This is a genomic window from Pseudomonas sp. LBUM1658 (assembly GCF_059716055.1).
Genome location: NZ_CP166798.1, coordinates 5,967,627 through 5,981,614, shown reverse-complemented (window position 1 = coordinate 5,981,614; position 13,988 = coordinate 5,967,627). Strand labels below are relative to the sequence as shown.

At 59.9% G+C, this 13,988-nt stretch carries 13 protein-coding genes; 4 read left to right on the top strand and 9 right to left on the bottom strand.

All coding sequences use genetic code 11. The annotated features are described in order from the left end of the window. Window positions 1-159: 159 nt before the first annotated feature. The 3 genes from mksF to mksB are packed head-to-tail and all read right to left on the bottom strand — an operon-like array spanning window position 160 to window position 4,965. Window positions 160-3,000 carry an Mks condensin complex protein MksF gene (gene mksF / locus ACA064_RS27685; RefSeq protein WP_497670969.1) on the bottom strand — a complete coding sequence of 947 codons (2,841 nt, stop codon included), beginning with the start codon at window positions 2,998-3,000 and terminating at the stop codon, window positions 160-162. Next, the gene (gene mksE, locus ACA064_RS27680; RefSeq protein WP_497670968.1) at window positions 2,997-3,698 is read right to left on the bottom strand and encodes an Mks condensin complex protein MksE; all 702 of its coding nucleotides are present in this window, start codon (window positions 3,696-3,698) and stop codon (window positions 2,997-2,999) included. Before mksE ends, mksF begins: the two co-directional genes overlap by 4 nt. Beyond that, on the bottom strand, window positions 3,688-4,965 hold the full coding sequence (gene mksB / locus ACA064_RS27675; protein WP_497670967.1) for an Mks condensin complex protein MksB: 1,278 nt from the start codon (window positions 4,963-4,965) through the stop codon (window positions 3,688-3,690). Before mksB ends, mksE begins: the two co-directional genes overlap by 11 nt. 178 nt (window positions 4,966-5,143) lie before the next feature. Here mksB and ACA064_RS27670 point away from each other — a divergent pair, with 178 nt between their 5' ends. Together ACA064_RS27670 and rimI are read left to right on the top strand one after the other, a co-directional pair. Further along, window positions 5,144-5,914, top strand: coding sequence for an energy transducer TonB (locus ACA064_RS27670; protein ID WP_497670966.1), 771 nt, complete (start codon window positions 5,144-5,146; stop codon window positions 5,912-5,914). After that, entirely contained in the window at window positions 5,907-6,359 is a 453-nt protein-coding gene (rimI, locus tag ACA064_RS27665) for a ribosomal protein S18-alanine N-acetyltransferase (protein WP_497670965.1), read from the top strand. Before ACA064_RS27670 ends, rimI begins: the two co-directional genes overlap by 8 nt. A 120-nt stretch (window positions 6,360-6,479) precedes the next feature. On the opposite strand, the gene ACA064_RS27660 is transcribed toward rimI, so the two are convergent. Continuing rightward, window positions 6,480-6,884 (bottom strand): serine kinase/phosphatase, encoded by a 405-nt coding sequence (locus ACA064_RS27660; RefSeq protein WP_497670964.1) that lies wholly within the window; start codon window positions 6,882-6,884, stop codon window positions 6,480-6,482. A 153-nt stretch (window positions 6,885-7,037) separates the two neighbouring features. Here ACA064_RS27660 and can point away from each other — a divergent pair, with 153 nt between their 5' ends. After that, the gene (gene can, locus ACA064_RS27655; protein WP_497670963.1) at window positions 7,038-7,682 is read left to right on the top strand and encodes a carbonate dehydratase; all 645 of its coding nucleotides are present in this window, start codon (window positions 7,038-7,040) and stop codon (window positions 7,680-7,682) included. Between the two features lie 10 nt (window positions 7,683-7,692). Here the strand turns inward: can and ACA064_RS27650 are convergent, their stop codons facing one another. The 3 genes from ACA064_RS27650 to ACA064_RS27640 all read right to left on the bottom strand — a co-directional run bounded on the left by ACA064_RS27650 (window position 7,693) and on the right by ACA064_RS27640 (window position 11,209). Continuing rightward, complete coding sequence (locus tag ACA064_RS27650) at window positions 7,693-8,211, bottom strand: lysine methyltransferase (RefSeq protein WP_497670962.1); 519 nt, start codon at window positions 8,209-8,211, stop codon at window positions 7,693-7,695. 181 nt (window positions 8,212-8,392) lie between these two features. Further along, entirely contained in the window at window positions 8,393-9,565 is a 1,173-nt protein-coding gene (locus ACA064_RS27645; protein ID WP_497670961.1) for a hypothetical protein, read from the bottom strand. 225 nt (window positions 9,566-9,790) lie between these two features. Then, a complete protein-coding gene (locus ACA064_RS27640) occupies window positions 9,791-11,209 on the bottom strand; it encodes a short-chain fatty acid transporter (protein ID WP_497670960.1) in 1,419 nt (472 codons plus the stop codon). A 292-nt stretch (window positions 11,210-11,501) separates the two neighbouring features. On the opposite strand from ACA064_RS27640, the gene ACA064_RS27635 reads away from it, so the two are divergent. Further along, window positions 11,502-12,833, top strand: coding sequence for an MFS transporter (locus ACA064_RS27635; RefSeq protein ID WP_497670959.1), 1,332 nt, complete (start codon window positions 11,502-11,504; stop codon window positions 12,831-12,833). Between the two features lie 150 nt (window positions 12,834-12,983). On the opposite strand, the gene ACA064_RS27630 is transcribed toward ACA064_RS27635, so the two are convergent. Continuing rightward, window positions 12,984-13,493 carry a RidA family protein gene (locus ACA064_RS27630; RefSeq protein ID WP_497670958.1) on the bottom strand — a complete coding sequence of 170 codons (510 nt, stop codon included), beginning with the start codon at window positions 13,491-13,493 and terminating at the stop codon, window positions 12,984-12,986. Window positions 13,494-13,573: 80 nt separating this feature from the next. Next, window positions 13,574-13,942, bottom strand: coding sequence for a cupin domain-containing protein (locus tag ACA064_RS27625; RefSeq protein ID WP_497670957.1), 369 nt, complete (start codon window positions 13,940-13,942; stop codon window positions 13,574-13,576). Window positions 13,943-13,988: the final 46 nt, after the last annotated feature.

Genomic DNA, 13,988 nt, shown 5'->3' with positions numbered 1-13,988 from the left:
ATGGACGTTAACGATAACGCGTGTTGTCTGAATAAACGCGCCGCCCTTGAGTCCATCGCGAGCAAGCTCGCTCCTACAGGCATCAGGGCAAGCCCCCGCTCACAAAAAAGGCCGCAATCCAATGGATCGCGGCCTTTTCATTCCTGCAGCAGTGAGCGCTTAAACCTCGTCCAGTTCCGGCTCGGTCGATTCAACCTTGACCGTGGTTTTCACCTCGTCATGCCGACGGATGTATTTCCAGTCCGCCTCATCGATGTAGATCCCGTTCGGCCCGCTGCCGCCTTCCAGGTCGATGGCGACATGGGCGCAGACCTGCGGTTTCACACTGGCCAGGATCGGCACGAAGCCCAGTTGCAGGCTGGTTTCCAGTAACGCGGCCTGGTTCTTCTCGTCGATGTCTGCCGCCTCGTCGAGGTAGTACGGCAGACGTACGCGCCCGGCCTGATCGCGATCCATCAAGTGCAGCAACAAATACATGTTGGTCAGCGCCTTGATGGTCATGGTCGTACCGTTGGACGCGGCGCCATCGATGTCGGTGTGGATAACCGGCTGGCCGTTGACCTTGGTGATCTCGAACGCCAGTTCGAACAGGTCCTTGAGCCCCAGCTGGTTATGGTTTGCCGCCACCAGGCGCGCCAGGTACTCCTTGGCTTCTTCGTTCTTGTTGTCCTGATCGGCGCTCTGGCTCAGGTCGAACACCGAGAGGGTTTCGCCTTCTTCATACTGACCGGCGCTGTGGATGATCTGGTCGATATGCTTGAGGGCTTCCTTGTTCGGCGCCAGAACAATGCGGAAGCTTTGCAGGTTGGATACCTGGCGCTTGTTGATCTCGCGGTTGAACAAGGCCAGCTGGTGTTCAAGGCTGTCGTAGTCGCTACGGATGTTGCGCAGGGTCCGGGCGATATCGGTGACCGCCGCGCGGCGCGCCTTGCCCAGAGTCAGGGCTTCGTCGGTACGGTGCGCGTAGGCATTGATCAGCAGCTGCAGGCGACGCTCCATATCGTCTTCGCTGTCGAACTTGGCCACACCCTTGAGGCGAACCTGAGCATACAGGGCTTCGATCTGCCCATCGCTGCGCAGCAAACCTTGCCAGCTGTCCTGATAGTCATTGAGCAGCGGCAGCAGGTTGTCCATGGAGTCGTCGACCGGGTCCATGAACGGCGTACCGAACGGCAAATCGGCTGGCAGCAGCTGACGGCGACGCAGGGCATCGTCGAGGGTACGTTGCTTGGCTTCCATGTCGCCGAGCTGCCGACCGACCAGTTGCAGTTTGGCCGAGAGTTGCTGGACCCGCTCGGTGAAGGCATCGCTGGAGCGTTTCAGTTCATCCTGAGCGCCTTCCATCTGCGCCAGTTGCTCGAGCTTGTCGCCTTCCTCGGCGCTCAGGGTTTGCGAGCGGCGGAAGTCTTCCAGGGCTTTCTGCGCATCCAGCACCTGCTGATACAGCGCTTCGGTCTGGGTCTTGCTGGCCGCGCGGTCTGCAGCGACGGCTTGCTGTGTCTTAAGCTGCTTGAGTTCTTTTTCCAGACGCTCTTTCTGATCCCGCAACGCAGCGCGGTCGGCCAGGGCTTGCAGCGCCGGCGGCTCGATGTTCGACAGATCGATGGACAGGCCCGGCACTTCGAAGCGCTCGCCCTTGAAGCCATCGAGAATCAGCTCCATGGATTTGACCCAATCGCCATTCTCGTCCAGCGCGATGCCGTGCTCGCCCAGCGGCAAGCTGAACAGCGCGCTGTTGAACAGGCGCATCAGGCGTTCGACGTCCTGTTGCGAGAATTCTTCGCGCAGACGGGCGTAGCTGTTGTTGTCGGCGTGATCGAGTTGCTGCTTGACCGACTTCAGGCGTTTTTCCAGATCCCGCAGACGCTCTTCCAGGTCTTCGGCGCTGAACTGCCGAGACTGTGCGAGGGCGCCGGCCAGTTCATCGTGAGCATCCTTGGCAGCCAACAGTTGCTGTTCCAGCACCTTTACGTCATCGACCAGCGCAAAGCGATGCTTGAGCACCGACAGCTCACCGAGCCAGCGCTGGATACCGCTGATTTCCCGTTCCAGACGCATCAGTTCCTGAGTGCTGCTGCGTTGGTCGTTTTGCAGTGAGTCCTGCTCGTTACGATAATGCTCGGATTGAATCAGCAACTCTTCCTTGCGCGCACCGGCGTAGTCCGACCAGGTACCGAGCAAGGAGTCGAGCAGCGGCGACAGGCGATGCAGCTTGCCACGCAGAATATTGCGCTGGGTGACCCCGGCGGCGAGGGCTTCGACCAGGGGACCGGCTGTAACCAGCGAGTTGTAGTCCTGCTCCATCCGCCGGACATCACGGAAAGCTTCCTCACAAGCGGCGATGTAGTCGACGCTGCCGGAGCGCAGGCTGTGTTCGAAAGCGTCGAGGAACAGCTGCTTGAGCTTGGCCGCGGTGATTTCGCGCATGTGCAGCAAGTTGATGAACAATGCGCGGAAGGTCTTCAAGCTCTGTTCGCTGGTGGAGCGCAGCGGAATCAGGGTCAGGTCCAGTGGAATCGATGTGTGACCGCCGACCAGCAATCGTCGCAGTTCTTCGGGCTTGAGCTCATAGGCTTTCAGGCCCTGGCGCTCGAGATTGTTGAACAGTTCTTTCTGCCGCAGGCAGGTGTCGTCTTTCTGGTAATGCGCCAGGTCGAGTTTGCCGGCATAGGCAAAGAACTGGTGACCGAAGCCGCCCCCCGGGCCGCGACCGACTACGCCGATCACGTGGGTACCGTGGGGCAGGCAGACTTCGACCAGGATGTAGCTGGTGTCCGAGGCAAAGTAAAAGCGCCGCGATTGTTCCAGGCTGTATTTGCCGAAGCTCATGTCCGACATGCGCGCCAGGATCGGGAACTGCAAGGCATTGATCGAGGCGGATTTACCGAGGTTGTTCGCGCCGTATACCGACAACGGGTGCTCCAGCGGAAACAGACCGAGGCTGTAACCGGCGGTGTTCAGCAGGGCGAAGCGGCGAATGCCGTAGCGTTCCTGGCTCATGCGTCGATCTCCTGTTCAGCGGCAATGGCGCGGGCCAGAGCGTCTTCTTCGCTCTCTTCCTCGAAGTCACTAAGGTCCAGCGGATCATCGGTTTCCAGCAGTTTTTCGTCGCTGTCGTCATCGATCAGCACCGGCGCCGGCAACGGCAATGCGCTGTGCAGACTCGCAGCCAGATCACGGTCCTGCTGGACCGACAGGCAAACATCGAGGAAACGGTGCATCGGTGGCAGGAACCGATAGATGCCGTTTTCCTCGCTGGCGAAGCCCAGCTGGGTCATGCGCCGCATGATTTTTTCTTCCAGCTCTTCCTGGGTCTGTACTTCAGCCTGAATGAACAGGTCGCGGTATTTCTCCAGCAATGACGGCAGCTCATCGCGACCAAGGCTGCCACCGTCGAGCACCGCCACCGGGTCGCGCCCCTGATCTGCCAGATGCTCGACGATGATGAAGGTGAACAGCGCCAGACGTTGGGCGGTTTTGTTCACCGCCGCGGCGGCCAGGTCCGGAACGAAGTAGTAGAAACCACGGGTATCGCAGACCAGCTCATAGCCCAGCGCCTTGAACAGCGTGCGGTACTGGTCCTGGAAGTTCGACAATTGCGTGTACAGCTCCGGGTCGCGGCGGCTGACATGATAACCCTTGAACAGCTCGCGAAAGATCGGCGCGAGCTGGGACAATTCGGAAAGATCAAGATGCATTTGCAGTGCTCGCAGAATTCTCGGGCGCGTCATCGCGGGCCGAGAGCAGGGCGAAGGAGCGCAGGCTGACCTGGTGCTCATGAGTGTGGTAGTCGCGGCGTTCGAGACGCTCGCGTTTGAAGCGTTTCTCCCGTGAGAGGCGCGAGAACCAGTAGAGCAATTCGTCGGTGGCGCCGTCCGGTTCCTGTTCCAGCAGCCAGGTCATCAGATCCGGCATCGGCAGGGCGTCTTCGCAGCGCTCGAGCATTTCCCGAACGGTGCGCGGCGCGCGTGGGGCTTCGCCCTTTTCAATCTTGTGGGCCTTGGGGAAGAGCGCCGGTTTTGGCTCGAAACGCGCCAGGGCATAAACATAGGCTTCAACCTGACTGGCACTGCCGAGGAAGGTGCTTTGCGGCCGGGTGAACATGGGCATTGCCGCTTGCGGCACCGCATCGATGCCCTTGCGCCGGATGGTTGCCAGCGCCAGTGCTGCACCCCGGGTCACGGCGTTATGGCGGCGGGCTTCTTCGCGCAGTGGCAGCAGCAGTTCCCGGGCGTGGCGCAGGGTCAACTGGGCGCTGGTCTGCATTTCGAGGATGCGTGCATGAGTGCGCAGCAGCATGTCGTCATCGACCAGGTGGCCGAGGCGCTGCTGTTCGCTGAGCATGCGCAGCAGCACGTTCTCGACTTTACGCACGCCTTGCTCGAACGCACCGTCAGCGTTGACCAGCTGGATCATGGGTTCGACGTATTCGTCCCAGGTCGCCAGCACCTCGGCGTAGCGCTGACGCAGCGGGATCTGCCGGTCACTGGTCTTGGCCCGCTCGGCGACCGCCACCAGGGCCTGCTCGTCGTTGGCGAGTTTTTTCAGGACATCCCTTACGCGCATATCCAGCAATCGCAACTGGCGTGCCAGATCACTGCCGTCGCGGATGTCGAAGGCGTCCTGGATATAACCGGCCAGCCGCTCCAGATGGCGCAGATAGGCTTCGATTTCCAGGCACAGGCCCAGACGGTGCTCACGCCGCAAGTACGCGAGGAAGTCGTGGATCTGTGCGTTCAGCTCGAAACGGTTCGGACTTTTTGCCACCGGGACCAGAATATCCAGGCGGATCCACACGTCCAGCAGGCTGGTGATGTCCTGTGGCGTGCTGTCCAATTGCTGGGCGCCCAGCTGTGAACGCAGTTCGTTGAGGCTCAAAGTGCCTTGGTCGAAGTGCTCGCACAGTGGCTCCAGGAGTGCCCAGTGTTCGGCGAGGGCGCGCAAGACGCGCTTGGGTTCGATCATCGAAGAGGCCGGCTGGTTGACGATTTAAGGCGGCGATTGTACTGCATCGCAGGGTCTGCGATTCACCCCCGGTCCTTTGATGAGACGTACTGGGGATTTTCTATCGATCAACGGCGGGCGATCTTGGACGAAGGGCGGTAGAATCCCCCATCTTTAGTTATCCACAAGTGGCCGACCTTTGCTTATCGAGTCCCGTCGCCGCGCTTATTTGACCGCCATGCAGGTGGTCAACTGGCTGCCGCGCACCGAATTGCCGTTTGCCGCGCCGTCGCGCCCCGAGCTGCTGGTGATGCCTGAGCCGCTGGTCGAGGTGGTTGCGCCTGCACCGGTTGCGAAAGTAGCAGTAGAGCCTGTGGCCAGGCCTGTCGAGCGGGCGAAGATCGAAGTGCCACGGCCGACCAGCGTGAGCAAGCCCGCGGTCCAGGCCCAGCAGGCGCCTGCCCCGGTAGCCAGGGCGCCGCAAGTGCCGCCACCACGTTTCGCCTTGCAACTGCTGCGCGCGGGTGCTTGTCTGCTGCTGGTGGAGTTACCCACAGGCGAAGCCTTCCAGACCCGCGATCCGGCCTATTTGCTGCTCAAAGACATGCTTCGCGCCGCCGGCCTGCCGGACAGCCCGCAAATCGTCGGCGAGCCGGTGCGCTGGCCGTTGCTGGCGCGCGGCACTATGGACCAGGGTCCGGACGCGGCTCGTGATTTTGTGCAAGGATTTGTTTCGGCGCGCCTTGAGGACGCACCCTGCGTCTGTCTGTGGCTGATCGGCCTGCCGGCGGTGCGTTTTGCCGGTGAGGCGAACGCCGAATCCTACAACCGTGAACTGCAGGTCGAAGGTCTGGGCTCGGTCTGGGCGCTGCCGGGCCTGGAATTATTAATGGAAGAGCCACAGCGTAAGGCTGATATCTGGCAAGCCATGCGTCGGCTGATGGCGCGCTGGAAAAGCAAAGATGAGTGATGCTGTATCGTTCCGCCCAATGATCGAGGCGGATCTCGACGCTGTACTGAAAATCGAATACGCGGCGTTCAGCCATCCCTGGACCCGTGGGATTTTTCTCGATGGGCTGGGCAAGTATCAGATCTGGTTGATGTTCGAAGGCGAGCAACAGGTGGGGCACGGTGTCGTCCAGATCATCCTGGATGAAGCGCATTTGCTGAACATCACGGTCAAACCGGAAAACCAGGGGCGCGGTCTTGGCTTGCAGTTGCTTGAGCACTTGATGTCACGCGCTTACGAAGCGAAGGCCCGGGAATGCTTCCTGGAACTTCGCGACAGCAATCGCGCGGCTTTCAAGCTGTATGAGCGTTACGGCTTCAACGAAATCGGTCGTCGACGCGATTATTATCCGGCAGTGGGCGGGCGTGAAGATGCGGTCGTGATGGCCTGCACCCTGGTTGACTAGATTACCTCCCGTAGGAGCTGCCGCAGGCTGCGATCTTTTGACGTTATAACGGCTGTCCGCTAAAGATCGCAGCCTGCGGCAGCTCCTACAGGTTGGGCGCGTTTCCAGTGATACCGTGGGCTACCGGTTGCCATCCACAGGCTCGCGTTCCGCCATTTCAGCTTCATCCAGGCCATTGCCTCCGCCGATGTCATCTTCATCGACGATGCTCAGGTCCCAGTCGGCTGGTTCGTCTTCGCCAGCTTCATCGGCGTCGCGCGCGCCGTCTTCCAGGATCATGGTTTCGGCGTTGAGGTCGTCATCAGTCGATTCATGATCTGGCGTCGTGGCCCCGGTCATACCGGCTTCATGGCCGCGCTTGGGCGCATGGGCCTGTTGACGTTCGCTTTCAGGCGTCAGCTCGGCGATGCGGTCGCGTGTTTCGTCTTCATCGAAATGTAGCTCCTGCATCGAACCCATGCGATCTTCGGTGTCGTCGATCTCCTCCGGCTGTGGCGCGCCGTAGGGACGTCGTGATTCGGTCATGACAACTCCTCATAATAAAGGTCCTATAGGGTGGACAGGCGTTACCCTTTAAGATTCCACGGTATTATCCTCTCTCCGCTATCTGCACCCAGCGCGTGACCCCGACCGGCGGTCGTATGTCAAAGTAGCGCATCATTCTTGAGGCTTCATAGCATGAACGAACTGCAAGATCTGATTGATAACAACGAGCGCTGGGCCGATGCGATCAAGCAGGAGGATCCTGAATTCTTCGCCAAACTGGCCCGCCAACAAACCCCGGAATACCTGTGGATCGGCTGTTCGGACGCGCGCGTACCGGCTAACGAGATCGTGGGCATGCTGCCTGGCGACTTGTTCGTCCACCGTAACGTGGCCAACGTGGTGCTGCATACCGACCTCAATTGCCTGTCGGTCATCCAGTACGCGGTGGATGTGCTCAAGGTCAAACATATCCTGGTCACCGGCCACTACGGCTGTGGCGGAGTGCGCGCCTCGATGCAGGATCGTCAGCTGGGGCTGATCGACGGCTGGCTGCGCTCGATTCGCGACCTTTACTACGAGCACCGTGAAGCGCTGGCCCTGTTGGCCACGGAAGAAGAGCGCGTCGACCGTCTGTGTGAACTGAACGTGATTCAGCAAGTGGCCAATGTCGGCCACACCAGCATCGTGCAAAACGCCTGGCATCGTGGGCAGGCCCTATCGATCCACGGCTGCATCTATGGCATCAAGGACGGTCGCTGGAAAAGCCTGAACGCGACTATCAGCGGTTTTGAACAGCTGCCGCCGCAGTATCGCTTGCGCCCGGTGGGAGCGATTTGACCATTGCCGTTCAACAGAGGCTGTGTCGGTGCCAGTGCTGCAAAAACAGCTGTCCGTCGGCATTCGGCGGTTCGTTGTAGCCGGTGATCCAGCCTCGACATTCGTCTGAACCGCAGCAGCAGGCGAATTGATGGAACAGTTGGTCTTCGGTGCTGGCGTAGTCCATGCACAGCACCGTGCCGTTGGTAATATCCTTCAACGACCATAACCACAGATCGCTCATGTCGAGAAAGACGTTGGGATCGCAGGAGTGTGGCAACAAGCCGCTGAAATAGGGATCGTGGGCATGGATGCCGGGCATCAACTGCCGGGTATGCGGGCCGCGAGCGGATAGCAGCTGTCCGGATACCTTGCAGATCCGGCGTCTGCGTTGCAGGTCCAGCAATGCAACGACGGCGCTGCCGTGTTCGCTGTGGGTAATCTTGAAGCTGTGCTTCGAGGGATAGCCCTGCAAGGTGGATAGCTCATCCCATGGATAAAGGCCATCGGTGGGTGCTTTACGGTTTTTTTCCAACGCCTGGATTTTCATAACGGTCCTTGTCGGTTCGGTGCTGCAACCGCGCAGCGCAGGCTTTCCTGCCAGTCCTGCAGCAAATGGGCTTACCTCAAGGGTCTCGCAAATGAATGAGAGGGTCTACTGTCAGATCTGACAGTAGATGTTGGCTCCTGCCTGCGTCATCCAAGGCCGACGCAGGCCTGGGCGGTTGGTTTTATAGTCGTGGTGCGACGATCGAGGCTACCGGTGCGGGGGCCTTGAGCTGGCTCAGCTGAGACTTGATCGGAGTTGTCGAGCACTTGGTTTGAGCTTGCGCCGCTGTCAGATTGCGGATCGAGGTGTAGAACAGCTCGCAGGTTTGCTCTTTCTGGGTTACTTGCCAGGTTTGCATACAGCTTTTCAGCTGCACATTCGGATCGCTTCCAGGCTTGCTGCCCATCCCGGCCTGCCAGCACGCGGCACTCAAATCCTGGCCCATGACGATCAAACCGGCGGCATCGGCCTTGGCTTGATCACCGTCATAACTCGCAGGGTCGGCGGCATACCAGATATAGCTTGGGTGATTGGAGCCCAGAACCGGCACTGTCACTTCTTTAGTCGGGCTGATCTCCGCCAGGCCCAGCACAGTGACAGTTGCCCCATATTGCTGCTTGATCCAGTTACGCACCGGCGCACCGAAGGCGACCATCGGCAAGGCCGCGCCGCTGGCATTCTGGCTGACTTCCTTGACCATGGTGGTCTGGTAATCCTTGAAGTAGTCGTAGACACCCTCCAGATCCTTACCCGCGCTGGACGGCGCGGCAATTGGCGCGATGTCGATGATGGTCTGGTAGGCCGGTGTCTGCTCTGCCGGAATGCCATTGGCTGTCAATAAAGTGGCCCAGCGGTCGGTAGTGGCGGACTCCAGATAGTCCTGGGCACGGGTCAGTGAGTAATCCGGCGGGAAGTGCAGCAACTCGACACTCTTGCGATTCTCCAGCGCCATCCCCAACGGTAGAAACAGGTACCAGCTGTAAGCCCACTTGCCATCGGCATTCAGTTTGCTTGCGCCGTTATAGGCCAGGTCACCGGCATTCAGTAGCGCCGCCAGTGGCTTCTCATAAGTCTTGGGTACACCGCTGATTGCCGCGTAAAGCTGGTCATTGTCGGTTTTGACGCTGACTTTCGCCGCACTGTAACCATCGCGTTGCACGCTTTGGGTCAGGTAATGCTCGACGGTTTGTTCAAGCGTCCAGTCGCGGTAACAAATCACCTCACAGTTATTGGGATAGGCAAACAGCCGGGTCACACGCTCGGTGCTGCCCAACTTCAGATCGACATCGGCGTACGCGGATGCACTCAGGGTGAGGGCAGCGAGGGTTAAGGGCAGTCCAGTGAGTTTCATCATGCTTGGCTCCTTGTCAGGATCCCGGTTGTCCGGGATTTGTCCGTGCAGGGAGAGTAGCGGGTGACACCGAATTGGGCGGGGAGATTCTTTTCAGGAGATAAAAACAGGCTGAGCCAGGATCGCAGCCTGCGGCAGCTCACCAATCACCTACACCTGCAAATCATCGGGTGTACGCAAAATCTGTAGGAACTGCCGCAGGCTGCGATCTTTTGGCGGCCAAAAGAGCTATGGAATCATCGGCGCCACATACACCAGCGTCGTCCCCAGCGCCCACAGCAGGAACAGCACCAGCGGTGTATGCACCAGCAATTGCACGAAGGAAAAGCCGATCAAGTCCCGCGCTTTCAGCCCCAGGACGCCCAGCAGCGGCAGCATGTAGAACGGGTTGATCAGGTTGGGCAAGGCCTCGGCGGCGTTGTAGATCTGTACGGCCCAGCCAAGGTGGTATTGCAGGTCATTGGCGACTTGCATCACGTAGGGCGCTTCGATGATCCACTTGCCGCCGCCCGATGGGATGAAGAACCCCAGAATTGCCGAGTACACGCCCATCAGCAGGGCATAGGTGTCGTGGGAGGCGATCTGGACGAAGAAGGTCGAGATGTGGTGCGCCAGGGACTGGCCATCGGTGCCTTTGACCACCGTCATCAGCGCCGCGATGGAGCCGTAGAGCGGGAACTGGATCAGCACCCCGGTGGTGGTGGGCACCGCGCGGGCGACGGCGTCGAGGAAGCTGCGCGGACGCCAGTGCAGCAGTGCGCCGAGCATCAGGAACAGAAAGTTGTAAGTGTTCAGCCCGGAGATCGCGCTGATCGCCGGTTTGGTCGAGAACTCATGGAACAACCAGCCTGCCGCCAACAGCACCAGCATAATCGTCAGCAGCGGGCTGTATTCCAGCCATTCGCCCGGGCGGGTGCGCGGTTGCGGCGCCGGCATGCTGAAACTCGGGTCAATACCGCAGGCTTTGGCGTCACGGGCGGAACCCGGACCGGGGGCCGTAGCGTAGGCGATGATCAGCGAGACCACGATCAACGCCAGCAACAGCACGCCGGACTGCCAGAGAAAGATGGTTTCGGTAAAGGGAATCATGCCGGTGATCGCCAGAATCGACGGCGGCAGGCTGGCCGGGTTGGCCTGCAACTGCGCGGCGGACGACGAGAGTCCCAGCGCCCAGACCGCACCCAGCCCGAGGTAAGCGGCGGCACCGGCGGCGCGGTAGTCCATGCGCAAATCGGTGCGCCGGGCCAGAGCACGTACCAGCAAGCCACCGAACACCAGCGACAGGCCCCAGTTCAGCAGCGACGCGACCATGGAAATCAGTGCCACCCAGGCCACCGCGGAACGACCGTTTTTCGGGATCCGCGCCAGACGGTCGATCAGCTTCACCGCAGGCGGCGAACTGGCGACCACATAGCCGCCGATTACCACAAAGGCCATTTGCATGGTGAATGGGATCAGGCTCCAGAAGCCGTCACCGAAGGCCTTGGCGGCATCGGTGGGTTTCGCGCCCATGAACAGGGTCGCCACGGTGACTATCATGATCGCCAGTGCGGCAAACACCCAGGAGTCGGGGAACCAGCGTTCGGCAAAACTGGCGCAACGCAGGGCAAAGCGGGCGGAGCGGCTATCTTCGATATCAGCGGCCACGGAAATACCTCAAGATTTTTTATGTTTGTTGTGGTGTCCACAGAGCCGCAATGGCTCTTTTGGTCAGGCGCCAACAGTAAAACAATCCGTCTGATGTTGCCGGAGCTGTTTCGCGGTTTTGCATCGACCATTGTCTGATTGACGGGCTCTAACACAGGGACGCTGGCTTTGGCATTCATCCGTCACTACCCAAAACCCACCTGAAAACCAACCCACAGACCTGATCGGGTTGTCCCTGCGAGCATTTGCGTAGACCATTGGCGCCGTGGTTCTGCCTACTCAGAGTTTGTATATGACTGCCATTATCGATTCGCGACCGGCGCCATTCTCCCGGTCTGACTACAAGACGCTGGGGCTGGCGGCCTTGGGTGGTGCGCTTGAAATCTACGATTTCATCATTTTCGTATTTTTCGCGCTGACCCTCAGCCAGCTGTTCTTCCCGCCGGAAATGCCCGAATGGCTGCGCTTGCTGCAAAGTTTCGGAATATTTGTCACCGGCTACCTGGCACGGCCGCTGGGCGGGATCTTGATGGCGCATTTCGCCGATCAGTTGGGGCGCAAGCAGGTCTTCAGCCTGAGTATCCTGATGATGGCTCTGCCGTGTCTGCTGATCGGGATCATGCCGACCTATGCCCAGATCGGTTATTTCGCGCCATTGCTGTTGCTGGTGCTGCGGGTGCTGCAAGGCGCCGCGGTGGGCGGTGAAGTGCCGAGCGCCTGGGTGTTCGTCGCCGAGCATGCACCGCGAGGCCATCGCGGTTATGCCCTGGGTTTTCTGCAGGCAGGGCTGACTTTCGGCTACCTGATCGGCGCATTGACCGCGACCGTGCTGGCGCAGGTCTATACACCAGCGCAAATCCTCGATTACGCCTGGCGCTATCCGTTTCTGCTGGGCGGGGTGTTCGGCGTGATTGGCGTCTGGTTGCGCCGCTGGCTGAGCGAGACTCCAGTGTTCATGGCCATGCAGGCGCGCCGCGAAACCGATGCCGAACTGCCCCTGCGTACGGTGCTGCGTGACCATCGTCCGGCCATGTGGCCGGCAATGATCCTCACCTGCGTGTTGACCTCGGCGGTAGTGGTGTTTGTGGTGATCACCCCGACCATGATGCAAAAAACCTTCGGCATGAGCGCCAGCCATACCTTCGCGCTGAGCAGCCTGGGCATCGTATTCCTGAACATCGGCTGCGTACTCGCCGGGCTGATCGTCGACCGGATCGGTGCTTGGCGCACGGTCATGCTCTACAGTCTGCTGCTGCCACTGGGCATTGCTGTGCTCTATGGCTGCCTGATCGCTGGCGGCAGCTGGGTTGGCCTGGCCTATGCCATAGCAGGCCTGAGCTGTGGCGTGGTCGGTGCAGTGCCGTCGGTGATGGTCAGCCTGTTCCCGGCGCGAATCCGCGTCTCCGGGATCTCCTTCACTTACAACATCGCGTACGCCCTATGGGCCAGCATCACCCCCTTGCTGTTGATCGGGTTGATGCCCTGGAGCCCATGGATCTGCGTGATCTACTGCGCAGTCATGGGCGCGGTCGGGGTCGCCAGCGCCGGGTATTTTGGTTCGCGTGTGCCCAGGGTCGGATGTGAGGCGGTGGCATCCGGGCTTAGTCATGTGCGAGCCTTGTAGGAGCGAGCTTGCTCGCGATGGACGTTAACGATAACGCGTGTTTTCTGAGTAAACGCGCCGCCTTTGAGTCCATCGCGAGCAAACGGAACGCCGCCCGGCTGCTCCTACATAGAGACCCCAGCAACACCTCAAGGATCTATGCCCGGATTCCTAGTCTTCGGTTTCCTCATGAGGGGCTGGCGCCGGCTCGAGCGCGACAATCATGTCGACTTCCACCGAGGCATTTTTCGGCAATTGATAAACGCCCACAGACGTTCGGGTGTGGACGCCGGCGTCGGCAAAAATCGAATAGAGGACTTCGGACGCAGCATCCGCCACCTCGCTTTGCTGAGTGAAGTCGGCAGCACTCTGGACATAGACATTGATGCGCAAGACCTGCTTGATCCGCTCCAGGTCGCCGAGTAACTGCCCGAGGATGGCCAGCGCGCGCATAGTGCAGATTTTCGCCCCATGTCGGGCCCGTTCCACAGAGACTTCCGCGCCCACCCGGCCGACCACTATCACAGTGTTGTCGATGCGCGGGATCTGTCCGCTGACGTACACCTCATCACCGTTTTGCAGCGCCGGCACATAGTTGCCACCGATGCGCATTTCGCCGTCGAAGCTGTGGCCGAGAGTCTTGGCGACCCCATCGAATAGCGCCTTGCGTGAACCATCCATTGCATAACTCCCTGATAGCCGCCGAATGTTGTCCGTCCAACTATAGCGCTTCGGGCGTCACCTACCCCGCAGTCCCGGCGTCAGATCCACACATCATTCACCGCAGTCCGCTCGCCACCCTCATGACCTGTGTTCAAGACACCCTTGGGCTCGATCAGCAGCAGCTTGACCTCATGCTCGGCAAAGGGTTTGTGCTCGACGCCCTTGGGTACGACATACATTTCGCCCTGGGACACCAACACCTGGCCATCTCGAAAGTCGATGCGCAGCTGACCTTCGAGGACGATGAAAGTCTCGTCCGTATCGGCATGGTCATGCCAGATGAAATCCCCTTGCAGCTTCACCACCTTGAACTGGTAATCGTTCATTTCGGCGATGACCTTCGGTGTCCAGTGCTCATTGAAAAGGCTGAGTTTTTGCGCGAAGTTCAGGCTTTGATAGTGACTCATGAGGTTCATCCGCTGGGTGATCTTGAGTCGACAATAGCCAAGGCAG